Consider the following 24394-nt stretch of genomic DNA (forward strand, 5'->3'; position numbering starts at 1 on the left):
GGCTGCGCGGGGCGGTCCCCGCTTGATGTCCGGATCATTGTCCGACGCCCCGCCCGGCCTTGGCCAGTACGGTGCAAGATCGCCACCCGGATCACCGACTTCCACAACACCAGGCGGCGGCAGTCTGTCCAGATTCTGCCGGTAGGACGGCGCGCAGCGATGCCACGTCCCTGCTGATGACCCGGGCCTTCTACATGCATCCGGCCGGGCGGCAGCACAGGATGTCCCGGCCGTCCGTCTCGATCAGCCGTTCCACCGCGGCATGGTCCAACTGGGCGGTCTCAGGCGCCGGCAGCCGTACTGCCAGCGACTTGGCCGCCTGAATCGAGCAGGCAAACGGGTCAGGAACGTCGTGGGTGCCGTAGCGTTCCATCCGGGCTCTTCTTCTCATGCGTTCTGCTGGTTGGCACCTACGAATGCAGGAAGAAGAGCCCCTTGAACACCGGCCGACCGCAAGGGGATGGTCCGCCTCACCGGCATGGTCCCTGCGCAGCTCCACGCCCAGGCGTACGCCAACACCAAGGCCGCAGGCATCACGATGGGCCTCTTCCTCAAGCGGCTTGTCGAGCAGCTCGCGTTCAGGTGTACGCCGACATCGCGTCAGGTGGGAGGCAGACATGCGCTGGTCGGCACCCGAGGCCTGTAGTCGTCGGTTCGGCCGAGGCGGTGTCAGGCGCGCTGTTCGGTGAAACGGACCCGGCGGACCAGGACCTGCCCCGACTCGGTCCACAGACCGATCAAGCGCCCGGTGAACCCGCCTGCTACTTCGGTGGCGAGGTAGCGTCCGTCCAGGCGGCCGAGGACATCGGTGCCGGTTCCGTGACCGATGCCCAGTTCGATGTCGTCTGGTCCGTTCCAGGTCGGCTCCGTAGATCGGATGCGGAGGGTGGCAGAAGAGTCGGGCGGTGGCCGGGAGCCGAGAACGCTCTGAGCACCATCGAGCCGTAGCGCGACGGTGAACGCGCCCTCCCGTGGGTCAACGAGGAAGTCGGCCTCCCAGTGGTCTCCGCCGACTCGGGTGAACAAGCCCGAAGGTGCGGCGGGCCTCGTCCAGCGGGACACCCGGTTCGGCGCCGCTCGCGAGGGCGTCGAGGACGGCCTCGATCTGGAGCCGGTGCCCGCTCTCGGCGTCTGTGCCGTCGTCGGGCCGCCACAGGTCTGCGATGTGTTCGTGGCCGGGGGCAGGGGTGAAGCGCCAGTGTTTCTCGCGGTAGCCGTAGAGGTGCTCCAGCTCGACGGTGGCGTGCTCGAAGTCGAAGCGGAGGCCGGAGGATTCGCGCGGGGCGAGCACGGAGTTGACGACGGTGGCCATCGCTCCGCTGCCGAACCGGGCCAAGGGCCATGGAGACGTCCTCGGGGTCGGTGGGCCGGGCGAGCCGGCCGGCGAAGGCGCTGACCTCGGCCCACGGGCCGAGGACGGAGAGCAGCAGGTCGAACTGGTGGATGCTGTGGCCCATCGTCGGACCGCCGCCTTCCACCTCCCAGCGGCCGCGCCAGGGTACGGCGAAGTAGTCGTCGATGCGGTACCAGAGGGTTTCGCAGGTGGCGGTGAGCGGGCGGCCGAGGGTGCCGTCGGCGACGAGGCGGCGCGGCCGGACGGCGGCGGGGCCGTAGCGGTGCTGGAACACCGTCAGGACGGGGGTGCCGGTCTCGGCCTGGACCGCGGCGAGGTGGTCCATCTCCCCCAGGCTGAGCGCGGTCGGTTTCTCCACGAGCGGGATGACGCCGGCCCGCATCGCTGCGGCGGCGAGCGGCGCGTGGGTCTGGGGCGGGGTGCAGATGTTGCACCAGGTCGAGGTGTTCGTTCGCGAGCAGCGTGTCGGCGTCGCCGTACACGTGCGGTACGCGGAAGCGGCGGGCTAAGGCGGCGGCGCGGGCGGGGTCGGGTTCGGCGATCGCAGTGAGGCGGACTCGTCCGGGCAGGTCGGCGAGGGGCTCTGGGCGTGCGCGTGGGCGATGCCCCCGGCGCCGATGATGGCGGCGCGCGGGGGCGGTGACGGGGTGGGCGTGGTGAGAGCGGTCGGAGCACTGGGTGCCGACATCGGCTTCTTCCTCGGGCCGTCGATGGTGATCGTTCACATTCCGCAGTGCATCGCAACCTAGTGAACGTTCACCATCCCGCATCGACGCCGCGGTGCGCGAACTCGACTACCGCCCCAACCTGGTGGCCCGGTCCATGCGCACCCGCCGCACCGGCCGCCTCGCGGTCGTGATGCCACCGATGACCTTCAGCCCCTCTCGGATGCTCGCCGGAGCAGCCGCCGCCGCGCACGAGGCCGGGTACGCGGTCGAGGTCGTTAGCCTCCAGGGCGGCGCCGAGGCCAGGACGGAGCGGGTGCTCGAACTGGCCGACTCCGAGCAGGTGGAGGGCATTCTGGCGCTGGTCCCGTTCCGGCCGGAGATCGAGGAGCGGCTGCCGACGGGCGCGGCCGTCGTCGTCTCGGCCGACTTCGACGACTCCATGCGCGGCATCGGCGAGCTCACCGACGCCTCGCCGGTCGCCGAGCTGATCGAGCACCTCGCCGGGCTCGGCCACCGCCGCTTCCTGCACGTCGCCGGGGACCAGCAGTTCGCCTCCGCCCGCGCCCGCAAGGACGCCTATCTGCGGGCCGTCGAGCGGCTCGGGCTGGAGTCCGTCGGCGTGGCCGACGGCGACTGGTCCGGCGAATCCGGGGTGACGGCCATCCATGAACTGGACGCCGGCCGGCCACCGCCGTCATCGCCGCCAATGACGTGGTCGCCGCGGGCGTGATCCGCGGCGCCCACGACCGCGGCCTCGACGTTCCCGGCGACCTGAGCGCGACCGGCTGGGACAACAACGACATCTGCCGCTGCCTCCCACCGTCGCTGACCACGGTCCACGTCGACCTCGAAGGCGTGGACCGCAACGCCATGGTGCGGCTGGTCGAGACGATCAGCGGGCAGGCGCCGGAGCAGTCCCGGAACCCGGTGAACACCGTCATCTGGCGCGAGTCGGTCGCCCCGCCCCTGGCTATGCAGCCGCCGCCCACCTCCTGACCACCTCCCGGTTCGCGTCGATCCACTCCCCGGCCCTCTCGGTCAGGCCGACAACGGACTCCGGGGTGCCCGCTTCGCCGGCACCCGGAGCACACACAGCGCGCCGCGACGGAACCACACACGAACGAGCATCAACCGACTTCAGAGTACGCGGACTTCATCAGAAATCGACAGCCGCTCCATTGACAGCGGCCACCGCGGACATGAGCCTTGTCCCCACGCGGCGCATACGACCCTTCTCCGGTGCATCACGGCGTATCTCGCCCCTGCTTCGCCCCGAGACACCGGTCTGCCAATTCCGGCTCCCTCCCGCCGCATCGAGATCTCACGTCCCGACAAGGAGTACCCGTGCCCCGATCCACGACCGCCGATGAACGTCTGGCCGCCCTGCGCAAGCGACTGGGCGGCCTCGGATACGGCGGCGACTACAACCCCGAGCAGTGGCCCCCCGAGGTCTGGCGGGAGGACGTCCGGCTGATGCGCGAGGCCGGGGTCAACCTGGTCACCGTCGGAGTGTTCTCCTGGGGCCTGCTGGAACCGCGGCCCGCCACCTTCGACTTCGGCTGGCTGGACGAGGTGATGGACCTGCTGGCCCGCAACGGCATCGCGGTCGACCTGGCCACACCGACCGCCGCCCCGCCCTCCTGGCTCGCGCACGAACACCCCGAGACGCTCCCGGTGGATGGCGAGGGCCGCACCATCGCCTTCGGTGCCCGGCTGCACTACTGCCCCTCGTCGCCCGTCTACCGTGACCACGCGGCGCGCATCACCGAGCGGCTGGCCGACCGCTACGCCGGGCACCCGGCATTGGCGATGTGGCACATCGCCAATGAGTACGTCGGCCTCGCCTGCCACTGTCCCGTCTCGACCGCGCACTTCCGCCGCTGGCTCGCCGACCGGTACGACGGCAGCATCGCGGCGCTCAACGACGCATGGGGAACCGCCTTCTGGGGCCAGCGCTACGACTCCTTCGACCACATCGGCACCCCCGCCCCGCGCAGCCGCCTGGTGTCCGGTCCCAACCCCGGTCAGCTGCTGGACTTCCGCAGGTTCTGCGACGCCGCTGCCCTGGAGTGCTTCACCGCCGAGCGCGACACGGTCCGTCGCCACACCCCCGATCTGCCGGTCACCACCAACTTCATGGGGTCGTTCCGCAGCCTCGACTACTGGTCGTGGGCGGCCGAGGAGGACGTCGCCGCGCTCGACATCTATCCCAAGCCGCACGACCCCGACGGGCACCTCCTGGCCGCCTACAACTTCGACCTCATGCGCTCGCTGCGCCACGGCCGCCCGTGGCTGCTGCTGGAGTCCGCCACCGGCAACAACCTCGCCGCGCCTCGCAACCCGGCACGCCCGGCAGGGCAGTTGCGCGGCCGCGGGCTGCAGGCGGTGGCGCGCGGCTCGGACTCGGTCATGTACTTCCAGTGGCGGGCCTCCCGGGCGGGGGCCGAACGGTTCCACTCCGCGATGCTGCCGCACGGCGGGACCCGCACCCGCACATGGCGGGAGGTGACAGCCTTCGGCCACGACCTCGCCCGGCTGAGCGACCTGTCCGGAGGGGCCTGCGACCGGGCGCGGGTGGCCATGGCCTGGGACTACGACAGCCTGCGGGCCCTGGAGGGGCCCGACCACCCGTCCGACCATCCGAGCTTCACCGCACAGGTGATGGAGCACTACCGGCCCCTGTGGGGCGCGAACATCCCCGTGGACTTCGTCCGGCCGGCCGACGACCTGAGCGGCTACCGGCTGCTCGTGGTCCCCAACCTCTACTTGGTGGACGGCCCCGCCGCCCGCCGCCTCGCCCGGTACGTCCAGGACGGCGGGCACCTGCTCATGTCGTACTTCTCCGGGATCGTCGACGAACACGACCGGGTGTGGCCCGGCGGCCACCCGGGCGCCTTCCGGGACCTGCTCGGCATCGACATCGACGACTTCAACCCCCTCCAGGTAGGCGAGACCCGCGCTGTGCGCTGCGGGGAGCACCGCGGCACGGCCACGGACTGGCAGGACGTCATCGTTCCCAGGCACGGCACCGAGTCCGTGGCCGTGTACACCGACGGGGAGCTGCAGGGGCATGTGGCGGCCGTCCGCAACCGGTACGGCCGGGGCGTCGCCACCTACCTGGGGACCTCCTTCGACCGGGAGACCATGCGGCTGCTGGTCCTTGAGGCTGCGGCCGCCGCGGGCGCGGAGCCGGTTCTCGACACCCCGGACGGAGTGGAGGCGGTCCGCCGGCGGGACGCCGACGGCACCCCTCATCTCTTCCTGCTCAACCACTCCGCACGGGAGGCGGTGGTCGACCTGCGCGGCGCCGCACCGCGGGACGCGGCGGACCTGTTGACGCCCGGAGCTCCGCCGGTCGGGGACAAGCCCCTCACCCTGCCGCCGTACGGCGCTGCGGTGCTGAAGCCGGGGCGCGGCACGCAAGCCGGCTCCTGAGCCGCCCACACCCCAAGCAAGCGATTACTGCGGAATCCCTTGACGCAAAGGTGAACGTTCACTACGTTCCCTTCCACTCCCCACGACGAGGGTGCGTTTCTGTTGGCGGGTGCCCAGGCGCTGGCCGATGGTACGGGCGAGTGCTTCGCGGGCGGAGCGCAGGGGGCCGTCGGCGACCTCGTGCACCACCGCCCGCTGCAGCGGGGCGGAGTGCAGGCGGGCAGGCAGGGCCGGCACGGCGTCGGCGGGGTGCAGGTTCGCAGACTTCGGGGCGCGGTAGGCGATGCGGGAGACTTCCACCGGACCCACCTTGGTGAGGAGTTGGCGGGTGTGCCCGGGCTCGGCCCTCCTGCGGGCCACCTGGTCGGCCCCGGTCACCACGGCAAGGCGTTCCTCCCGGCGGGCGGCGGCGTCCAGGTAGTCCTGCATCGCGATGCGCTGGAGCTCGCGTCCGGACTGGGTGAGGTAGTCCTCGAGCCGCTCCTGGGTGCATGCGGCCATGTCTGTGCCACTCAAACAGGCGATCATCGGCTCGAGTTGGGCACGCGAGGCCGCGTAGTCGTCATGGACGGGGACTTGCTGGGGGTAGGTTGCCACCGGGTTCCTTCTTGTGCTGAGCGGCTTTCATTCACCCGGGCAACACAAGAAGGACCCGTCCACGCACGGCAGTTCACCCGCCTGCCGCGGCCGGCACACGCGCCAGGGCGAACAGGCCCCCGTGTCAAGCCCTGGGTTTCGTGGATACTGCGTTAGCTGGTTTTCTGGAGTGACGTAGGGGGTTCGGCCGCGAGGTAGTGGGCGGCCTCGTGTTCGGCGGGGGTGATGTGGCCGAGTTCGCCGTGGAGGCGGCGCTGGTTGAACCCGTCGATGTACTCGGCGACCGCGATCTCGATGTCGTTGATGCCGGTCCACGGCCCCTTGTTCCGGATCAGTTCGGCCTTGAACAGGCTGTTGAACGCCTCGGCCAGGGCGTTGTCATACGAGTCGCCCTTGGAGCCGACCGAGGCCACGGCGGCCTCATGTTCGAGACGTTCGGTGTGGCGCAGAGCTCGGTATTGGACTCCGCGGTCCGAGTGGTGCGTGAGGCCGGTGGGGTCGGCGCCGGTGTGCCGGCGGCGCCAGATCGCCATCTCCAGCGCGTCGAGGGCGAGGTCGGTGTAGAGGGAGGTGGCAGCCTGCCAGCCGACGACCATGCGGGAGAAGACGTCGATGAGGAAGGCGGCGTAGACCCAGCCGGAGAAGGTTCTGATGCAGGTGATGTCCGCGACCCACAGCTGGTTTGGCGCACTCGCGGTGAACTGCCGCTCGACCGGGTCGGCGGGCCGGTCGGTCTCGGGTGCGGGGCGGGTGGTGCGTGGGCCCTTGGCCGGATCACCCCGCGCAGACCGACCGCGCGCATGAGGCGCTCGACCGTGCAGCGGGCCACCTCGTGCCCCTGGTCCAAGCTCTTGACGTAGTCGGCCTGCAGCGTCTTGTTCGCCGGCATCGCGTTTGTCGCTGATCTGCGCGGAGTCCTTCAGCGCCGTGGACGTCCACCCCGCGCAGGAGTACTTCCGCGACCGCTACGCGGGACTGCGCGCCATGGTCACCGAGGCCCTCGCCGAAGCACGCGAACTCGGCGAGACCCGGACGGATCTGAACCTTGAGGACGCGGCCAACGCGATCATCGCCGTCATGGACGGCCTCCAGGTCCAGTGGCTGCTCGCCCCCGACTCCGTCGACATGGCCGCCTCCACCGACCGCGTGATCACCGCACTCCTGGCGGACCTCAGGGGAGGGTCGGACACGTGATCGTCTGGCTGAACGGCACCTTCGGTGCCGGCAAGACGACCACCGCGAAGGAACTGACCGCACGCGTCCCGGATTCCAGGCTCTTCGACGCCGAGAAGGTCGGGGAAATGCTCTGGCATGTACTGGGAGTTCCCGAACGGGACTTCCAGGACTTCCCACCGTGGCGAGGCTTGGTGGTGGAGGCAGCGCGGCAGGTGCTCGACTATGTGGGCGGAACCCTGGTTGTCACCCAGACAGTGCTGGTCGAACAGTACTGGCGGGAGATTCATCGCGGTCTGACGCAAGTCGGCATCCCTGTGCACCACTTCCTGCTGGACACCGACCGGGAGACCCTGGTGGAACGTATAGAGGCCGACACCAAGCCGGAGAGCGTCAACGCCCGGCAGTGGCGCCTCAACCACTTGGCCGAGTATCAGCAGGCCCTGCCGTGGCTCCGCCGGGAAGCCCAGGTGATCGACACAACTGACGTCGCTCCGTCCCGCGTCGCGGAGATCATCATGGGGATGGCTGATGTCGGCTGAGCGGTATGACGACCTTGCCTCGGCAGGCCCGCACCAAAAGGCCCGCATGGGTGGGTACCGAGCTTGGCGCCGCAGTCGTTCTGATCACCCGCGTGATGGCGTCGGGGAAATCCGCCGTGGCCGAGCTCCTGGCCTCGCAGCTGCCCCGGGCCGCCCATCGGGGATGACCTGAGCCGATATGTCGCAAGAGTGCGCACCCGCCCCCTGCATGTCGTCGTGTGCTGGCCCCCGCTGCCGCGGTCGTCCGGGCCAGAGAGGTCGTGCCGCAGATGCCGCCGGACCATCGGTCGGCGGATCGTCGCCCTGCGTGCGATCGACGGACGGCTGTGGCTATGCCGATCAGCCCCGAGCCAGGCGCTCGTGTCCGAGACTCGGCCCGGGGCCGCTACCGAGCGCCCAGTCAGGAGTTGGCGGGGGATTCGTCCGGGAAGATCTTGGTCGTGATCGTGCCGTCCTTGGTGAGGTAGCCGTAGAGCATGCCGGGGCTGCTGTGCGGGGCGTCGAAGGTGCCGTCGGGTCCGAGCGCGATCACTCCGCCGGTCCCGCCCAGCTGCGGCAGCCGCTTCACGATGACCTGGTACGCCGCCTGGGGCACGTTCATCTTCCCGAACTCGATCAGGTTGGAGATCGTCGACGTCGCCGCGCCCCGGATGAATACCTCACCCGCGCCGGTGGCGCTCGCCGCCACGGTCCCGTTCTTCGCGTAGGTGCCGGCCCCGATGATCGGCGAGTCGCCCACCCGGCCGGGCAGCTTGTTGGTCAGTCCGCCGGTCGACGTCGCCGCCGCGAGGTCCTTGTCCCGGTCGACCGCCACCGCGCCGACCGTGCCCTTGGCCTGCTCGTCGGCCAGGGCCTCCTTGGACTTGGCGGCGCTGGTGTCGCCCGCCACGGCGGCCTTCGCCTTCATCAGGGCGTCCCACCGGGCCTGGGTGAAGTAGTAGTCCTGGGTCACCGTCTTCAGCCCGTGCTGCGCGGCGAAGTCGTCCGCTCCCTCCCCGGCCAGCATGACGTGTTTCGACTCGTCCATCACGAGGCGGGCCGCCTGGATGGGGTTGCGCACGTTGCGCACCCCGGCGACGGCGCCTGCCTTCAGGTCGGAGCCGCGCATGATGGAGGCGTCGAGCTCGTGTCCGGCGTCGGCGGTGAACACCGCGCCCTTTCCGGCGTTGAACAGCGGATTGTCCTCCAGCCTCTCCACCGCCGCCTGCACGGCGTCGGTACTGTTGCCGCCCCGGTCGAGTACCTTCTGCCCTGCTTGCAGGGCCTCAGCGATTCCGTCCCGGTACGCCTTCTCACGCTCCGGCGAGGTCGTGGCGCGGTCCAGTGCCGTTCCGGCGCCGCCGTGCACGGCGAGCACGACGTCCTTGGCTTCCGGCTCGGGCTTCGTGCCCGTCTTGTCTGCCGTCTGCTGGGCGGCGGGCAGAGCCCGCTCGGTGGCCGAGGCCCCGCCCTGGGGGGCGGCGAGTGCCGCGGCCACCGCGGCGGTTGCTGCCAGAGCGGGAAGAATGAACTTCACAGATCGCATATGCGTGTACCTCTCCGGTTCGCTGCTTCGGATTGCGTTGGTTTCATGAGCACCCCGTGGGGTGGGGCTGACGTTCCGTCGCCTGGCTCGTCGTTGCCGGTTGCGTCGGCGGGGTAGACGTTCTTGAACGCCTGGTCGGGGCACCGTTCATGCAGCCCGCCTCAGTGAGGATCCCGGCGAGCGCGAAGCCGACCAGGCCGATGAGAATGGTCTGCGCCGTGGAGGCCGTCCCGCCACGGTTGAGCAACGTATCGGCGGCTGCGGGAAGTTGGGAGGGATCGTGAAACCCTGGACGGCCCTGCCCAGGACGGCCGCCCCCACCCCACCGAGGACAGCACGATCGTCGGCACCGGCGGCTTCTGCATCATCGCGCCCGCCAGCACCACCACCGGCGGCCCGACCCACATGAAGGACCGAGGTCAGTTGTAGAGGTTGAATTCTGCGACTGACCACCAATTACGCGCCACGTTACCGGTGTTGACGACCTTGATGTAGCGAGCTGTCTGCGTCGGGAAGGAAATGAGGTGGACTCGTTGGCCGTCTGCTACGGAAGAAACCTTGGTCCAGTCGGTTCCATCCGTGGATACGTATACGTCTGCGCTTCGCGCATAGTCGCTGACACTGACGCCGACATCCAACACGATCTTGTTGAAGGTCTGCGTTTGCCCCATGTCCACTTGGATCCAGAGGCCGTCGTACTGCCCTGTTCCGGAGCTGTACCGAGTGCCGAAATTGCCGTCGAGCATGTTTCCGGGCGCATCCCACTGGCTTTCGTCCGAAGCCTTTGCGGTCCAGCCCGTCCGCGGCAGTTCAGGGCCTGGATCTATGACGTCGAATGATGATCCACCTGCGTCTGCTCCGCTGGTTTCCTTCACGGAGACCGTGACCTTCCCCGCCGGAAGCCCCTTCGGAACGTAGGCGCTGATGCGCGTGTCCGACCAGCTGTCTATTTCGGCATAGCTGGATCCGAAATACACTGTCCCCAGCCCCTGCGTGTCACCGAAGCCAGAGCCGCGGATCGTGAACTTGGAGCGCGGCATGCCTTGGTCCGGCGTCAAACTGCTGAAGGTCGGCGATGGCAAGTTCGACAGCTTCTTGGTGGTGAACATCGCCGAGGTTCCGCTTGGCAGCGTATAGGTATACGAGCCGTCGCTGGATATCTTGAAACTCTTGCTGTCGGCGGTCCCGTTGAATACGACGGTGACCTGCGACCCTTCCTTGCTGGTCCAGGTCTTCATCTGGAGGCCGTTTGATACCGCTGTCGGAACTGTGATCGAGCCGGTTTCACGCGAGGACCCGTACACTTCGATGTCGCCGATGGCCCACCAGAAGCCGGATGCTGCGGTGCTGACGATGCGAATGTACTGTGCCGTCCGGGTCGGCAATGTGACGGCTACCTTTCCTATGGCCCCGCTGCCGCTTGCGATCGCGCTGCCCCAATCGGCACCGTCGTTCGAAACGTATATCTGGTACTTGGTGACGTAGTCGAACGAATTGTTGACGCCGGTGTCGAGAACGATTTTATTGAAGCTCGTGGGGCTTCCCAGGTCGATCTGGAACCAGTCGCCGCTCGTCGTCCCGTGCCCGAGACTCCACCTGGTGTTGATGTCGCCGTCGATCGCGTTCGCGGCCACGCCCCAGTCCGGCTGCGCGGAAGCCGTGGCAGTCCACTTGCTCCGGCTCAGTGCCCTTCCTGTCGTCTGGATGGAAGCTCCGATCGGAAGGGAGTACGTGAGCAGCTTGTTTCCGGTACGGATGGAGTTCTGGTAGGGCAGGAGTGCCGGGTCGTACGTGACGGCGACCGGACCGGATGCCGATTTGAACGTGAAGTCGTGTGTCGGTTCCGGGATCTTGGTCGCTGCGGGGGTATGGCCGCTCTGCGCAGGCCCGGTGTACGTGAAGGTGACGGCGTCGCCGGCATTCAGGGTGTAGTCGAACGAGTGCGTCCCGTCGGCAACGCTGAAGGTTTTCGCTGTGCTTCCCGAGTTGTACGCGATCAGGACCTTCGATCCGTCCGGGTTCTGGAACGCGACGTTCTCTATGCTTCCTTCCCCGAAGGTGTTCGAGTAGATCCGGCGTGCTCCAGGCTTGACGAACCTACTGGCGTGAGCGAGAGCGTAGTAGTCCACGTTGTAGGACACCCGTCCGTCGGCCGGATCGATCGTAAGCAATCCCCGAAGCATGGGTATACCGGCCGTGTCGCTGTTGAGCGGGCCCCTGTCGGGGTCGAGTGCGATGTTCCACAGCATCACCCCGTTCGCCCAATTACGCGTGCCCTTGATGATCCACGTACCAAGTGCTTCGCTGAACGCTGTCCGGTTGCTGTCCTGCCAAACACCTCCGGTGGCTTCCGTGATGTAGGTTTCTTTACTCGGGTAGTCGTTGTGAACCAGGGTCTGGTAGGTCGGGTTGCCGCTGTAGATGTGCCATCCAGTTCCCGCGGTGTACTTGGAGGCAGCGGGGTCGCTGAAGATCGTCTCGGGATACGAGGGCACATCCCAGTTGTGGTCCCAGGCCAGGATCTTCGTGGAAATTCGGTTGGCCTCGAATGCCTTGCCGATCTCCTGGATCAACTCGGATTCCTGGTAAGCGGACAGGAACATGCCGGGCCAGGTGGGAGTGCCCAAGGGTTCGTTCTGCGGGGAGATGTAGGAGATGGGCACGCCGGCTTCGCTATAGGCTTGTATGAACTTGACGAAGTAGTTGGCCAGCGTGGACGTGTACTCGCTCTTGAGGGTGCCGCCAATCATGGAGTCGGAGGTCTTCATCCAACCTGGTGGGCTCCACGGGTTGGCCATGACCCTGAGGGACGGGTTGAGTGAGAGGGCCTGCCGCAAGGCCGGAATGATGTACGGCACATCATGCTGGATGGAGAAGTGGGACAACGTCGGGTCCGTTAGCCCCGCGGGCATGTCGTTGTAGGAGTAGTTCCCGGACGCGTTGAAATCCGTGGCACCCATCGGAGAGCGGAGCAGGCTGAGGCCGATGCCCTTCGCGGGATCGAACAGTTTCGTCATGAGCTTGGCCCGCTCGGCAGTGGACAGCTTGTCGATGAGCCAGGCGGAGGAGTCGGTCATGGCCGCCCCGAAGCCTTGGATCTTTTGGTACTTGACGCTGTCGTCGATTTTGATGGTGAGCGGGTTGGCCGTTCTCTTTGCCTTGAACAGCACATCGTCCTGACCGGCAACCCACTTGTCGGCCGATATGTCCGTCAGCCACACGCGCACGGAATTGCTGCGTGCGGCCTGCTTCAGGTGCGGGGCCGCGACGGCGTTCCCGGAAACCTGGGTCCAGGCGGCGGCGACACCAACGGCGGTGGCCAGGAACTGGCGTCGTCCGAGACCGTACGTGCTCATTGAAGATCCTCCTTCGGACCTGATGTGTTCAGTGGCCGGGGGTAGAGGTGGCGTCGGTGCTCGGTTCCTTGATGACGAGCGGGTGCAGCTCCCACGTGTCGATCGCGTAGCCGAGGCGCGTATCCGGTGCAGTGCGGACCTGCAGTCGCCACGGGCTCTGACCTGTGGGGTAGAAGCGCAGGGTGAGGACCTGGCCGGTGGTGGTCAGGAAGATTTCGGCGATGGAGTGGTCGACGACCACGCGCAGGTCGACGGGCCGGTCGGTCAGGCAGGGCATCCGGTAGGAGCCGCCGCGGGCCCGGGTATTTAGTGAGGCGTGGTCGCGGTCGACGACCAGTTCGCCCGCGTCGGAATCGAGGCGGATGTCGAGGTACTCGGAGCCGTCCGGGGTGGTGAGCAGCCGCAGACCGGCGTTTCCGGTCGGCTCCAGACGGGCCGTCAGGTCGAAGGCGCGGCCCACGCTGCCGAGGTCCACCGGCTGCGGGCCGTGTGTCACGCCTGCGGAGTGGATGGTGTGCCTGCCACGCAGGGCGAGCAGTTCGGTGGCGGGCTGCTGGCGCAGTGTGCCGTCGATGTGGACATGCATCTCGCGGGGCAAAGTGAGGACGCCGGCCCAACCGTCCGCGACGGCCCAGGCTTCGTCGCGGGCTTCCCATGACCAGCCCCACAGCAGGCACCGGTTGCCCGGCGCGCGCAGCAGGGCCGGTGCGTAGCAGTCGGGGCCGTGATCGGCGGGCACCGCGGGCCGGCCTCGAAGTGATCGTCGTCCTCTGCGCCTATCAGGGCCGCGACGCTCTGCGGGCCGGTGGGTAGGTTCCATGCGCTGACGATGAGGGCGCCACGTCCGTCGGCTGGCGGGAGGTATTGGGGGCATTCCCAGCCCTCGCCGGTGAGCAGGTCGGTGCCGCTGATCGGCTCCTTCTCGCGGGCCGTGAAGGGACCCCGGTAGGTCCAGGTCTCCAGGTCGGGTGAGTCATAGGAGGGCGGCGGCGCGGCCGTCCGCGAGGGCGGCGCCGACCAGCATCCGCCAGCCGTCGCCGTCCTGCCAGACGTACGGGTCGCGGTACATGGTGCAGCCCTCAGGCAGTTCGGGGATGAGCAGTTCTCCGCGTGGGGTGAAGGTGCGGCCGCCGTCGCGGGAGACGGCCCAGGTGACCGGCTGGTGCTGGAACGAGCGGTCCTCACGGTGCGCGGAGTAGAAGGCGACCAGCCTTTCGCCGTCGGAGACGGCGTTGCCGGAGAAGCAGCCGTCGGCGTCCACGCCACCGGGGGTCGGGGACGGGGCGATCGGCAGCGGCTCCCAGGTCAGCAGGTCGGGGCTGCGGAAGTGGCCCCAGTGCAGGTTCGCGTGGGTCGCCCCGTACGGGTTGTACTGGTAGCACACGTGGTAGTGGCCGTCGTGGAAGACCAGCCCGTTGGGGTCGTTGATCCAGTTGCGGGGCGGGCGCAGGTGCGCCACGGGGTGGTGCGGATCGCGGGGTGTGGTGGACACACGCGTGCCTTTCGGTGTTTCAGGGTGGGCCCGCCCCGCCGGCCCTCGGTTCGGCGGGGCGGCAGGCCGGCGAGGCGGGGGTCTTCAAGCCCGTACGGTCCGTACGCGGCCTTCAGGTCCGGATGCGGAATCCTGCGCTCAGCTGGTGCTCGCGTCGTGAGCTGGGGCCGATGCGGAGCATGAACTCACCTGGTTCGACCACGCGGCGGTTGTCGGCCGTGACGAGTGAGCAGTGCGCGGCAGGGATGCTGATGTCGACGTCCTGGCTTTCGCCGGGCGCGATCTCGACCTGGGTGAACGCCTTCAGTTCCTGCTCGGCCCAGGTGACGCTGGTGGTCAGGTCGCTGATGTATGCCTGGACGGTTTCCAGGGCCGGACGGCTGCCGGTATTGGTGAGTCGTACGGTGGCGTGGACGGTGCCGTCAGCGCGGACGTCCTGTTCGTGCACGACCAGGTCGGAGTAGGTGACGGTGGTGTAGGTGAGGCCCTCGCCGAACGCGAACAGGGGGTCCTGGGTGAGATCCGCGTAGCGGTGCCCGTGCTGGCCTCGCACCTGGTTGTAGAAGACCGGTTGCTGTCCGGCGTGGCGTGCGAAGGAGACCGGGAGTCGGCCGCTGGGCTCGATGAGTCCGAGGAGGAACTCGGCGAGGGCGCGGCCACCGCGCATGCCCGGGTTGAACGCCTCGATGAGAGCCGCCGCGTTCAGTGCCGAGTCCGGGAGGGTGCTCGGCTTGGACTGGGCGAGTATGACGATCATGGGTGTGCCGGTGGCGGCGACCGCGTCCAGCAGCGCGATCTGGCCTCCTTGGAGGTCGAGTGTGGCCGTCGAGCGCCCCTCGCCCGTGAGGGCGATGATGTCTCCCACGACCACGACGGCGTAGTCGGCGGCCTCTGCGGCGGCGGTGGCCTCCCGGAGTTGTGCTTGGTCGACCGGGGCGGGGTTGAAAATGGGCGGCTGCGGTTGGCCGTCGGGCCCGACGGACCACTCGGGGTCCTGGTGAGGGCTCGCGATGTCGGCACCGCGGGCGTATGTGATGGTCCAGTTGGCCGGGGCGACGGCGCGAAGGCCGTCGAGCACCGTTTCCACCGACTCGCGTGGATGTCCGTCAGGCATCCACGGGACCTGGCCGGTGGCACCAGCCCAGTCGCCGAGCATGGCTTCCGGGCTGTCGGCGTTTGGCCCCATCACGGCGATGGTCCGCGGCTTGCCTCGGCTTGCGGCGCGGCCCATGCCGTCCGCTGCCAGCCCGCCTTCGAGGGGCAGAACCCCGTCGTTACGCAGCAGCACCAGGGAACGACGGGCGGTCTCGAGGTTGAGGTCGGCGTGTTCCCGGCAGCCGATCACCTGTGCCTGCCGCTCGGGGTCGGGGGTGCGGGGGTCTTCGAAGAGCCCGAGCTCGAACTTCAGCCGCACAACCCGCCGTACCGCGTCATCGATCTGTTTCTCGTCGATCAGGCCGCGGGCGACCGCCTCCTGCGCGCCCTCGAAGAACGCCGGTGTGGCCATGATGAGGTCGTTGCCGGCGTTGACGGCGACCGCCGCCGCCTCGGCGTAGTCGGCGCAGGTACGCTGGTCGTAGACCATCCGGCCGACGTTGTCCCAGTCGGTCACCAGCGTACCGGTGAAGCCCCACTCGCCCTTGAGCACGTCGTTGATCAGCCACTGGTTCGCGGTGATGGGCACCCCGTCGATCGACTGGTAGCCGAGCATGAAGCCGCGGCAGCCGGCCCGAGCCGCCTGCTCGAACGGGGGCAGGAACCACGAGCGCAGCTTGCGCGGGCTGAGATCGGCTTCGCTCGCGTCTCGCCCGCCCAGGGTTTCGGAGTAACCCGCGAAGTGCTTGGCGTACGCCAGCACGGCGGTCGGGTCGCCGAGACCCTCCCCCTGATAGCCGCGCACCATCGCGGCCCCCAACTCACCGATCAGGTACGGGTCCTCGCCGAACGTCTCGTCGATCCGGCCCCAGCGCAGATCCCGGGTGATGCATAGCACCGGGGAGAACGTCCCGTGGATGCCGGTCGCCGCGATCTCGGTCGCGGCCACACGGGCGACCCGGTGGAGCAGAGAGGGGTCCCAGGTGCAGGCCATGGCCAGCTGGGTCGGGAAGATGGTCGCGCCCGGCCAGAACGAGTGGCCGTGGATGCCGTCGTCGGCTGTCAGCAGCGGAATGCCGAGCCGTGTCCGCCGGGCCAGTTCCATGGCCTGAGGCATCAAGTCGGGCGACACATGCAGGACAGATCCAGCCAGCTTGGCCGACACGATGTCCGCCAGGTCCCCGTGTTGTGCGTCGAGCATCAGCAACTGCCCGACCTTCTCCGGCAGGGTCATCCGGGACAGCAAGTCCTCGATTCTCGCTTCCACGGATGCTTCCGGATCCAGGTACACGGCAGAGCGGACCGGCTGTCCCACGTTGTTCTCCAAGAGATGAGTCGTCACAGATCAGAGAGTTGATGGGCGACGGCGGGCGCTTCGCCGCCGCGACGCCGCCGCGCCTGCCGCGGTGGGCCTCGCGGGCCGTCCGTCCGCCGCACCGGACGCGACCAACGCTGCAGAGGGCGGCGGGGCAGAAGCCGGGGTATCACTTCAGACCGGTGGTGGCGATCCCGGCCACGAACTGGCGCTGGAAGATGAGGAAAACGATCATCACCGGCAGCAGGACGACGACGGCTCCGGCGAGCAGGATGCCGAATCGGGTGAAGGACTGTCCGCTGCTGGCCAGGGCGAGGCCGACGGGGAGGGTGTACTGGCTCTCGTTCTGGGCCACGACCAGCGGCCACAGGAAGTTGTTCCAAGAGCCGAGGAAGGTGATGATCCCGAGGGTCGCGAGGGCCGGCTTGGTCAGCGGCAGGATGATCTTCGCGAAGATGGCCAGTTCGCGGCAGCCGTCGACGCGGGCGGCGTCGATGAGCTCGTCGGGCAGGGTGGAGATGAACTGCCGCATCAGGAACACCCCGAACGGGGTGGCCAGGAACGGCAGGATCAGCCCGAGCAGCGAGCCGGTCAGCTGCATGTTGGCCACCAGCACGTACAGCGGGACGAACGTGACCAGGCCGGGGATCATGAGCGTCCCCATGACCAGCAGGAAAACGGCGCGCTGTCCGCGGAACTCCAGCTTGGCCAGGGCGTATCCGAGCATCGAGCAGAAGATCAGGTTCCCGGCGGTGACGGCCAGGGCCACGATCACGGAGTTGGCGAACATGCTCGTGAAATCGAGCGAGCTGAACAGCTCGCCGTAGTTGGCGGTCGTGGGCACCGTGGGTATCAGGACGGGCGGGACTCTGCGGATGTCGGCCTCGGGCTTGAACGACCCGGACAGCATCCACAGGAACGGCGCGATCATCAGCAGCAGGGCGCCGGCGAGCGGTAGGTACAGCCAGGGCTGGCCCCAGTTCTGCCGGATGCGGCGGCGCCTCATGGAGCGGTCCGTGCCCGGGTGTGCCGTTGGAAGGGTGGAGAGGGTGCTCATGAGGCATCAGTCCTTGTCTCGCAGCAGCCGGAACTGCAGTACCGTCAGCGCGACGATGAGGACGAAGATGACGTAGCCGGCGGCCGACGCCATCTCGTAGTTGCCGTTGCCGAACTGCTTGTAGGCGTACAACGTGGCCGACAAGGTGGAGTCCAGCGGCCCGCCATCGGTCATCACGAACGGCTCGTCGAAGAACTGCAGATAGCCGATGCCCGTGGTCACGGCGGTCAGCAGCAGCGCAGGACGCAGGAGCGGGAAGGTGACCCGCCAGAACCGCTGCCAGGGCCCGGCGCCGTCGAGTTCGGCCGCTTCCATCAGGGACTGGGGTACGGACTGCAGTCCCGCCAGCATGATGATCATGACCGTGCCGAGGTTGCGCCACACCGCCATCACGATCATGACGGGCAGAGCGAACCGGGTGTCCGCCAGCCACGCGGGCCCGTCGATCCCGAACCAGCCCAGGACGAGGTTCATCAGTCCCGCGCGAGGTTCGAGCAGCGTCTTCCAGACCACGGCGACGGCCACGATGCTGGTGATCACCGGCAGGTAGAAGCCGACCCGGAAGACGGCCCGGAAGCGGCGGATGCCCCGGTCGAGGGCAACCGCCGCCGCGAGCCCGGCGGCCAGGGTCAGGGGCAGGGCCACCAGGACGAACACGGCCGTGTTGCGCAGGGCCGTGAAAAACTGCGGGTCCTCAAAGAGTCGTACGTAGTTGTCGAAGCCGACGAACGCCACGTTCAGCGGCGTACGCAGGTCCGAGCTCTTGGTGTCGGTCAGGCCCATCAGCAGCGACCACACCACCGGCAGCAGCATGAAGGCCGCGAACAGCGCGAGGAACGGGGCGGCGAGGACCCAGGCGGCCCGGGCCTGCCTGCCGCGTGCCGTGCCCCGGAGCGCGAAGCGCCGGCGACCGGGGTTCTGTTCCGGCCGTGCGGTGCTCTGCTCGTGGGTGTCGCCCGGCCCGGGGAGCGTTTTTATGGACATGGATGGCATCCGTCCGTACGAGGGATACTCACGCGACGGCGCTCAGCGGCCGGTGCCGATACTGGTGGCCTTGGACTGCAGCGTCTTCTGCACCTCGGCGACGGTGGCCTTGCCGAGGGTCAGCTTCTCCAGTTCGGAGTCGATGGTGTCCGCGATCTGCTGCCAGGTCGTGATGGCGGGCGGCGCCTTGCCGACCTCAAGCTGCTCGGCGAACGCCTTCAGGTTCTCATCCTCGGTCAGCTTCCCCTCCGTCCACGCCTGAGGCGAAGGAGGCAGGCTACCGGTGGCCTTGGAATAGGTCGCGAGGTTGGCGGGCTCGGTCAGGAACTGCGCGAACTTCCATGCTGCCTCGGGGTTCTTGGCCTCCTTGAACACCGCCAGGTCACTGCCGCCGGCGAACCCGGCGGGCTGCTTGGTGTACGGCATCGGCATGGTCTTCCACTTGCCGTCCAGTTCCGGGGCGTCCTTGTGGAGGCTGCCGCCGGCCCACGCACCCTCCTGGTAAACGGCGATCAGCCCGTCGCGGAAGCCCTGCACGTTGTCCGACCTGTCGATCGGCGCCAGGCCCTGCTTCGGGACGCTCGCGTAGTCCTCCAGCGCCTTGGCGACCTCGGGCGAGTCGAAGGTGAACTTCCCGGTCTCGGCGTCGTAGATGTCACCGCCCTCCCGCCACACCATCGGCACCCAGAAAATCCAGGAATTGAAGCCCATCACCAGCCCGCTGGCATGGCGCAGCTTGGGGTTCTCCTTGCCGGCGGTGGCCTGAATGGCCTTCAGGTCCTTCAGGTATCCGGCCCAGTCGCCGGCCAGGGCGCCCTTGATACCGGCCTTCTCGGTGATGTCGGTCCGGTAGTAGACCGCTTGGGTGTCGGCGATGAACGGAACCCCGTAGGAAGTGCCCTTGTACTTGGTGGTGTCCCACTGGCCGGGGTAGAAGTCCGAGGACTTGATCGACGTCGGGGTGGCCTGGAAGCCGTTCAGCGCGGCCATCTCGGCCATCCAGGTGGTCCCGATCATGGACATGTCTGGTGTGTTGCCGCCGGCTATCGCGGTGGTCAGCTTGTCGTGGGCGCCATCCCACGGGACCGCGGTGATCTTGACGTCCGCGTCCGGGTTCTCCTGCTCGAACTTCTTGGCCAGCGCCTTCAGGTCTTCGTCCGGGTCGCCCATGGACCACATGACCACCGTCCCCTTGGCCTTGCCCGCGCCGATCTCGGCGGGCGCGTCATTGCCGGGGCCGGAATCCTCGCTCCGGCCGCAGCCGGTGGCCACCAGTGCTGCTGTGACGGTGACGCACAGGGACTGGACGGTTCTGACGGCGTGACGGGTGGTGATACGCATCGTGCGGCTCCTTGCCGTTGAGCGATATAGGCGCGGGGGGCGGCGAAAGGTGGGAACAGGCCGGGGCCCGGACAGATGGACCCCGAGTGGAGGCTGTCTGCGGTGAAGCGGCATCGGCGGTGAGCCAGAGGTCTCGGCCGGAGCGTCCGACGCGGAGTGGGTAGCGGCCGGGCGGGGTGAGCCCAGGCGTACCGTTCGGTGTCCCAGAGCGGGAACCTGCGGGCGGAAACGTGCACTTCTGCGTCACGTGTGAACGCAGGGGCAGCGGCTACGGGTTGCGTGGAAGGCGAGTCAGAAGAGGTTCGCCGAGGTTTCGAGGAGAGGGGGGCGGTGCGTTCACCGGCAACGCACCGCCCGGCTGCGAGGCGCCATCGCTTGCGCATCGCGATGACGTCGCGTCAGTTCGCGCTCTGCTCTGACGTCGAGCCACGGATCACGAGGCTGGTGGGAATGATGCGCGAGGGGGCAGCCTCCGGCGATCTCCGCACGTGGTCGAGCAGTAGACGGGCCGCTGCCTCACCCATTTCCCGCATCGGCTGGCGGATGGTGGTCAGTGCCGGATAGGTGTACGACGCCAGTTCGATGTCATCGAACCCCACCACGGCGACATCCCGCGGAATCTTGAGGCCCGCCTCGTGCAAGGCCGCGAGCGCCCCGGCCGCCATGGGGTCGTTGTGTCCGAAGACCGCGTCGAATTCCACGCCGTCCGCAAGAGCCCCCGCGACCGCGTTCCGGCTGTTGTCGAACAGGAAGTCGCCGCAGATGATGCTGCGTTGGTCGAGCTCGATCCCGGCCTGCGCATAGACGTCGACGAAGCCGGCCAGCCGTTCCTGAGTACAGCCGTACTCCTCGGGACCGGTCACCACCAGAGGGCGACGGCGGCCGAGGTCCAGCAGGTGGCGCGCCGCCTGCTCACCGCCCTCCCGGTTGGTGGTGGCCACGTAGGGGAATCCCGGCCGGTGGAAGCGGTCGTCGATCAGTACGACCGGCAGCCCCGCTCCGTGCAGTTCCGTGATGTACCCCAGGGTCCCCTCAGGCTCTATCACCAGCAGACCGTCGAACGACTTGGCGGCGACCTGCAGGCCCAACCTGCGCAGCGACTCCTCACCGCGGTTCACGGTCAGCATGCGCAGTCCGAAGCCCTCGGTCTCCAGCGTCTCGACGACCGACTGCACTATGCCGGCCCAGGCCCAGGCCAAATCAGGGACCAGCATGCCGATCATCTGTGTCGTGCCGCGCGCGAGCCCCACCGCCCCGGCGCTCGGCACATAACCGAGCTCCGAGATCGCCTGGCGGACCTTCAAGACGGTGTTCTCGTTGATCTCGCCCTTGGCATTCAGCACCCGCGAGACCGTCGTCTTGCTGACCCCGGCCCGTGCAGCCACGTCGGCGATAGTGACTCCCATGTCACCTCCCCTCCTTTCCTGCAGAGGCGGAAGACGTCCTCCCGCACCGAAGAGCCGATCGTACAGAGGCTCGTGGAACCGGTACCGGAATCGGTCCCGGAACCGGTTTCGGTACCGGTTCCGGAAGTGAAGCACCGAGAGGCCCGAGCGGTCAACACGCCGGAAACAACTCGTTAATTGGCCGATCTCGGGCTCGACGACGCCACGACAGCATGCCGGTTGCCCTCACCGCGCTGACCTGCCGGTTTGCGATCCCAGCCGCCCAATCGCGCCCGCACCGTTGACGCACTGGCCGGATCGCGCCTCATAATCGGGCACTCGATGTCATCGCTGACACAGGTCAACGTTGACACCCCTGGTCGGCGGCGTGGACGTCGGCGCCGGCCCAGGGCATCACTTTTCGGTCCGTCCGCGTCGGGGCCGCAGTCACCGCTGCGCGGACGGCCGCGGGACAAGGAGACTCCATGAGCTCTGCACGCGTATCCCGGCATGCCCGCATACGGATGATGGCGGCGGTGGCGACCGTCTGCGCCCTGTCCGCAGCCCCGCTCGCCCCCCAGGCCGTCGCGGCCGACACCCCGACGTACACCAACACCCCGACGTACACCGAGACCTACAGACCCCAGTTCCACTTCACTTCGGAGAAGAACTGGATGAACGACCCCAACGGCCTCGTGTACTACAAGGGCGAGTACCACCTCTTCTACCAGTACAACCCGAACGGCAACTCCTGGGGCGACATGTCCTGGGGGCACGCGGTGAGCCGGGACCTCGTGCACTGGGAGGAGTTGCCGCTGGCCCTGTCGCACGACGACGAGGAGATGGTGTTCTCCGGCAGCGCCGTCGTCGACTGGAACAACACCACCGGGTTCGGCACCAAGAGGAACCCGCCCATGGTGGCGATCTACACCAGCGCCTACAAGAACGGCGGCAAGCAGGCCCAGTCGCTCGCCTACAGCACCGACCGCGGCCGCACCTGGACCAAGTACCAGGGCAACCCCGTCATCGACATCGGCTCCACCAACTTCCGCGACCCCAAGGTCCAGTGGTACACGCCGACCAAGAGCTGGCTGATGACGGTGTCGCTGTCCGCCGAGCACAAGGTGCAGTTCTACTCGTCCAAGAACCTCAAGGACTGGGATCTGCTCAGCGAGTTCGGGCCGGCCGGTGCGACCGGCGGCGTGTGGGAATGCCCCGACCTGTTCCCTCTCGCGGTCGACGGGGACCCGGACAACATTAAGTGGGTGCTGGTCGTCAACATCAACCCCGGCGGTATCGCGGGCGGTTCGGCCGCCCAGTACTTCATCGGCGACTTCGACGGGAGGAAGTTCACCGCCGAGGACAAGGGCACGTACACGCCGCCCACCGGCGAGGTCGTGCAGGACTTCGAGGGCGCCGGCTTCGGGGAGTGGACGACGACCGGCACCGCGTTCGGCCGGGGACCGGCGACCGGGGCGGTGGACGGGCAGGGGGCGGTCTCCGGCTTCGACGGCAAGGGCCTCGCCAACAGCTTCCACGGCGGGGACGGCGCCACCGGCATCCTCACCTCTCCCTCCTTCACCGTGGACAGCCCCTATCTGAACTTCAAGATCGGTGGCGGGCGGCACCCGCACGAGGCCGGAACCGTCCTGGACACGACACCGCCCGAGGGCACGGTCCTCGCCGACTTCGAAGGCGGAACCTACGGCGACTGGACCAAGACCGGGGACGCCTTCGGCACCGCACCGGCCACCGGCACCCTCCCCGGCCAGCAACAGGTCTCCGGATACCTGGGCAGCGGCCTGGTCAACACCTTCCTGAACGGCGACTCCACCACCGGCACCCTCACCTCACCCGAGTTCACCATCGACAAGAAGTACGTCAACTTCCTCATCGGCGGCGGCAACCACCCGGCCGGCTCCGCCAACACCACCGCCGTAGAACTACTCGTGGACGGCCAGGTCGTCCGCAGCGCCACCGGCAGGGACGCCGAGGCGCTCAACTGGGCCTCCTGGGACGTCAGCGACCTCGCCGGCAAGAAGGCGCAGATCAGGATCGTCGACGACAACACCGGCGGCTGGGGCCACATCAACGTCGACCACATCGTGCTGTCCGACACCGAGGCCCAGCGCGTCTCCCAGGAGACGTCCGTCAACCTGCTCGTCGACGGCAAGGTCGTCCGCAGTGCCACCGGCGCCGACAGCGAGACCCTGGACTGGGCCTCCTTCGACATGCGCCCGTACGTCGGCAAGAAGGCGCAGATCCAGATCCTCGACATGAACACCGGCGGCTGGGGCCACGTCCTGGCCGACCAGTTCACCGCCGCCGACAAGCCCGCCAAGTCCGTCGTCCAGCGCGCCGACTGGGCCGACTACGGCAAGGACTACTACGCGACGGTGTCCTGGGAGAACGCGCCGGGTGGCAAGCGCTACATGATCGGCTGGATGAACAACTGGGACTACGGCCAGTCCATCCCCACTTCCCCCTGGCGCGGCGCGCAGAGCGTCCCGAGGGAGATGGCCCTGCGCACCGTCGACGGCCGTATACGGCTGACCAGCAAGCCGGTGGGCAGCCTGAAGTCCCTCCGGGAGAAGCGCCCGGCGACAGCGTCCGGCGTCACCGTCACGAGCACCTCCAAGCCCCTGAACAGCCGTGGGCTACGAGGCAGGGCACTCGACATCGAGGCCACGTTCTCCCTGAAGGATGCCGAACGCTTCGGCCTGAAGGTCCGCACCGGCGCCAATGGCGAGGAGACCGTCATCGGCTACGACACCACGACCCAGGAGCTGTACGTCGACCGCACCCGCTCCGGTGCCGGGGACTTCAACAGCACCTTCCCCGGTGTCCAGACCGCACCCCTGAAGCCAAAGAACGGCAAGGTCAAGCTGCGGATCCTGGTCGACTGGTCGTCCGTCGAGGTCTTCGGCGGCAGCGGCGAGGCAGTGATCACCGACCAGATCTTCCCCGACCCCTCCAGCACCGGCGTCGAGGTCTTCGCCGAGGACGGCACCGCCACCCTCGGCCACATGCAGGTGTGGCGGCTGAAGTCCATCTGGCGGTGACGAGTCGCGGGGT

General features: G+C 68.1%; 22 protein-coding genes and 2 pseudogenes. 8 read left to right on the plus strand and 16 right to left on the minus strand.

The genetic code is table 11. The features are described from left to right. Positions 1–190 precede the first annotated feature (190 nt). Entirely contained in the window at positions 191–373 is a 183-nt protein-coding gene (locus tag HJD23_RS06610) for a hypothetical protein (RefSeq protein WP_171115871.1), read from the minus strand. A gap of 87 nt (positions 374–460) precedes the next feature. On the opposite strand from HJD23_RS06610, the gene HJD23_RS06615 reads away from it, so the two are divergent. Next, the gene (locus HJD23_RS06615) at positions 461–646 is read left to right on the plus strand and encodes a hypothetical protein (RefSeq protein ID WP_171115869.1); all 186 of its coding nucleotides are present in this window, start codon (positions 461–463) and stop codon (positions 644–646) included. A gap of 23 nt (positions 647–669) precedes the next feature. Here the strand turns inward: HJD23_RS06615 and HJD23_RS06620 are convergent, their stop codons facing one another. From HJD23_RS06620 to HJD23_RS43540, 3 genes and pseudogenes are all read right to left on the minus strand, one after another. Then, positions 670–1026 (minus strand): hypothetical protein, encoded by a 357-nt coding sequence (locus tag HJD23_RS06620; RefSeq protein ID WP_171111907.1) that lies wholly within the window; start codon positions 1024–1026, stop codon positions 670–672. Beyond that, positions 977–1312 (minus strand): hypothetical protein, encoded by a 336-nt coding sequence (locus HJD23_RS43535; protein ID WP_240981027.1) that lies wholly within the window; start codon positions 1310–1312, stop codon positions 977–979. Before HJD23_RS43535 ends, HJD23_RS06620 begins: the two co-directional genes overlap by 50 nt. 100 nt (positions 1313–1412) lie before the next feature. Then, positions 1413–1736, minus strand: a pseudogene (locus tag HJD23_RS43540) (Gfo/Idh/MocA family oxidoreductase); the annotation flags it as partial. Between HJD23_RS43540 and HJD23_RS43000 the strand changes: the two are divergent. Continuing rightward, positions 1642–1863 carry a hypothetical protein gene (locus HJD23_RS43000; protein WP_180686817.1) on the plus strand — a complete coding sequence of 74 codons (222 nt, stop codon included), beginning with the start codon at positions 1642–1644 and terminating at the stop codon, positions 1861–1863. The pseudogene HJD23_RS43540 and the gene HJD23_RS43000 overlap by 95 nt on opposite strands. On the opposite strand, the gene HJD23_RS43005 is transcribed toward HJD23_RS43000, so the two are convergent. Further along, positions 1860–2042, minus strand: coding sequence for a hypothetical protein (locus tag HJD23_RS43005; protein WP_180685422.1), 183 nt, complete (start codon positions 2040–2042; stop codon positions 1860–1862). The two genes, HJD23_RS43000 and HJD23_RS43005, sit on opposite strands and share 4 nt — an antisense overlap. A 92-nt stretch (positions 2043–2134) precedes the next feature. On the opposite strand from HJD23_RS43005, the gene HJD23_RS43010 reads away from it, so the two are divergent. The 3 genes from HJD23_RS43010 (at position 2135) to HJD23_RS06635 (ending at position 5457) form a co-directional block, all read left to right on the plus strand. Further along, on the plus strand, positions 2135–2752 hold the full coding sequence (locus tag HJD23_RS43010) for a substrate-binding domain-containing protein (protein WP_197972319.1): 618 nt from the start codon (positions 2135–2137) through the stop codon (positions 2750–2752). Beyond that, entirely contained in the window at positions 2749–3018 is a 270-nt protein-coding gene (locus HJD23_RS43015; protein WP_240980647.1) for a substrate-binding domain-containing protein, read from the plus strand. Before HJD23_RS43010 ends, HJD23_RS43015 begins: the two co-directional genes overlap by 4 nt. Positions 3019–3366: 348 nt before the next feature. Continuing rightward, positions 3367–5457, plus strand: coding sequence for a beta-galactosidase (locus tag HJD23_RS06635; RefSeq protein WP_240980648.1), 2091 nt, complete (start codon positions 3367–3369; stop codon positions 5455–5457). Positions 5458–5481: 24 nt separating this feature from the next. On the opposite strand, the gene HJD23_RS06640 is transcribed toward HJD23_RS06635, so the two are convergent. Together HJD23_RS06640 and HJD23_RS06645 are read right to left on the minus strand one after the other, a co-directional pair. Continuing rightward, a complete protein-coding gene (locus tag HJD23_RS06640) occupies positions 5482–5973 on the minus strand; it encodes a hypothetical protein (protein ID WP_171115868.1) in 492 nt (163 codons plus the stop codon). A gap of 233 nt (positions 5974–6206) precedes the next feature. Beyond that, positions 6207–6977 carry an IS3 family transposase gene (locus tag HJD23_RS06645; RefSeq protein ID WP_171118956.1) on the minus strand — a complete coding sequence of 257 codons (771 nt, stop codon included), beginning with the start codon at positions 6975–6977 and terminating at the stop codon, positions 6207–6209. Between the two features lie 7 nt (positions 6978–6984). On the opposite strand from HJD23_RS06645, the pseudogene HJD23_RS06650 reads away from it, so the two are divergent. Together HJD23_RS06650 and HJD23_RS06655 are read left to right on the plus strand one after the other, a co-directional pair. After that, a pseudogene (locus tag HJD23_RS06650) lies at positions 6985–7248 on the plus strand (TetR family transcriptional regulator C-terminal domain-containing protein); the annotation flags it as partial. Continuing rightward, positions 7245–7769, plus strand: a complete 525-nt coding sequence (locus tag HJD23_RS06655) for an AAA family ATPase (protein ID WP_171115866.1) — start codon at positions 7245–7247, stop codon at positions 7767–7769. The pseudogene HJD23_RS06650 and the gene HJD23_RS06655, both read left to right, overlap by 4 nt. 400 nt (positions 7770–8169) lie before the next feature. Here HJD23_RS06655 and HJD23_RS06660 read toward each other — a convergent pair whose 3' ends face one another. From HJD23_RS06660 to HJD23_RS06695, 9 genes are all read right to left on the minus strand, one after another. Then, entirely contained in the window at positions 8170–9294 is a 1125-nt protein-coding gene (locus tag HJD23_RS06660; protein ID WP_171115864.1) for an isoaspartyl peptidase/L-asparaginase, read from the minus strand. A gap of 419 nt (positions 9295–9713) precedes the next feature. Continuing rightward, positions 9714–12650, minus strand: coding sequence for a discoidin domain-containing protein (locus tag HJD23_RS06665; RefSeq protein WP_171115862.1), 2937 nt, complete (start codon positions 12648–12650; stop codon positions 9714–9716). 28 nt (positions 12651–12678) lie between these two features. Beyond that, entirely contained in the window at positions 12679–13389 is a 711-nt protein-coding gene (locus HJD23_RS43545; protein ID WP_240980649.1) for a GH32 C-terminal domain-containing protein, read from the minus strand. A gap of 234 nt (positions 13390–13623) precedes the next feature. Further along, the gene (locus tag HJD23_RS43550; protein WP_240980650.1) at positions 13624–14142 is read right to left on the minus strand and encodes a glycoside hydrolase family 32 protein; all 519 of its coding nucleotides are present in this window, start codon (positions 14140–14142) and stop codon (positions 13624–13626) included. Positions 14143–14254: 112 nt separating this feature from the next. Continuing rightward, a complete protein-coding gene (locus HJD23_RS06675; protein ID WP_240980974.1) occupies positions 14255–16471 on the minus strand; it encodes a glycoside hydrolase family 3 N-terminal domain-containing protein in 2217 nt (738 codons plus the stop codon). A gap of 250 nt (positions 16472–16721) precedes the next feature. Further along, complete coding sequence (locus HJD23_RS06680; protein ID WP_171115860.1) at positions 16722–17609, minus strand: carbohydrate ABC transporter permease; 888 nt, start codon at positions 17607–17609, stop codon at positions 16722–16724. A 6-nt stretch (positions 17610–17615) separates the two neighbouring features. Then, positions 17616–18593, minus strand: a complete 978-nt coding sequence (locus tag HJD23_RS06685) for a sugar ABC transporter permease (protein WP_232107561.1) — start codon at positions 18591–18593, stop codon at positions 17616–17618. A gap of 42 nt (positions 18594–18635) precedes the next feature. Then, positions 18636–19934: an extracellular solute-binding protein gene (locus tag HJD23_RS06690; RefSeq protein ID WP_171115857.1), complete on the minus strand. Its 1299-nt coding sequence runs from the start codon at positions 19932–19934 to the stop codon at positions 18636–18638. Between the two features lie 398 nt (positions 19935–20332). Beyond that, a complete protein-coding gene (locus tag HJD23_RS06695; RefSeq protein WP_171115854.1) occupies positions 20333–21340 on the minus strand; it encodes a LacI family DNA-binding transcriptional regulator in 1008 nt (335 codons plus the stop codon). Positions 21341–21804: 464 nt separating this feature from the next. Here HJD23_RS06695 and HJD23_RS06700 point away from each other — a divergent pair, with 464 nt between their 5' ends. Continuing rightward, on the plus strand, positions 21805–24381 hold the full coding sequence (locus HJD23_RS06700; protein WP_171115852.1) for a glycoside hydrolase family 32 protein: 2577 nt from the start codon (positions 21805–21807) through the stop codon (positions 24379–24381). Positions 24382–24394: the final 13 nt, after the last annotated feature.

The organism is Streptomyces sp. Z423-1 (assembly GCF_013009255.1).
Lineage (GTDB): Bacteria > Actinomycetota > Actinomycetes > Streptomycetales > Streptomycetaceae > Streptomyces > Streptomyces gossypiisoli.

Excerpts from the sequence above, each read along its gene's own strand:
- HJD23_RS06690 (WP_171115857.1), bottom strand. The coding sequence starts at position 19,934 with ATGCGTATCACCACCCGTCACGCCGTCAGAACCGTCCAGTCCCTGTGC.
- HJD23_RS06675 (WP_240980974.1), bottom strand. The coding sequence starts at position 16,471 with ATGACCCTGCCGGAGAAGGTCGGGCAGTTGCTGATGCTCGACGCACAA.
- HJD23_RS06700 (WP_171115852.1), top strand. The coding sequence starts at position 21,805 with ATGAGCTCTGCACGCGTATCCCGGCATGCCCGCATACGGATGATGGCG.
- HJD23_RS06695 (WP_171115854.1), bottom strand. The coding sequence starts at position 21,340 with ATGGGAGTCACTATCGCCGACGTGGCTGCACGGGCCGGGGTCAGCAAG.
- HJD23_RS06680 (WP_171115860.1), bottom strand. The coding sequence starts at position 17,609 with ATGAGCACCCTCTCCACCCTTCCAACGGCACACCCGGGCACGGACCGC.
- HJD23_RS06615 (WP_171115869.1), top strand. The coding sequence starts at position 461 with ATGGTCCGCCTCACCGGCATGGTCCCTGCGCAGCTCCACGCCCAGGCG.
- HJD23_RS06610 (WP_171115871.1), bottom strand. The coding sequence starts at position 373 with ATGGAACGCTACGGCACCCACGACGTTCCTGACCCGTTTGCCTGCTCG.
- HJD23_RS06665 (WP_171115862.1), bottom strand. The coding sequence starts at position 12,650 with ATGAGCACGTACGGTCTCGGACGACGCCAGTTCCTGGCCACCGCCGTT.
- HJD23_RS06660 (WP_171115864.1), bottom strand. The coding sequence starts at position 9,294 with ATGCGATCTGTGAAGTTCATTCTTCCCGCTCTGGCAGCAACCGCCGCG.
- HJD23_RS43535 (WP_240981027.1), bottom strand. The coding sequence starts at position 1,312 with ATGGCCACCGTCGTCAACTCCGTGCTCGCCCCGCGCGAATCCTCCGGC.
- HJD23_RS06685 (WP_232107561.1), bottom strand. The coding sequence starts at position 18,593 with ATGTCCATAAAAACGCTCCCCGGGCCGGGCGACACCCACGAGCAGAGC.
- HJD23_RS43005 (WP_180685422.1), bottom strand. The coding sequence starts at position 2,042 with ATGTCGGCACCCAGTGCTCCGACCGCTCTCACCACGCCCACCCCGTCA.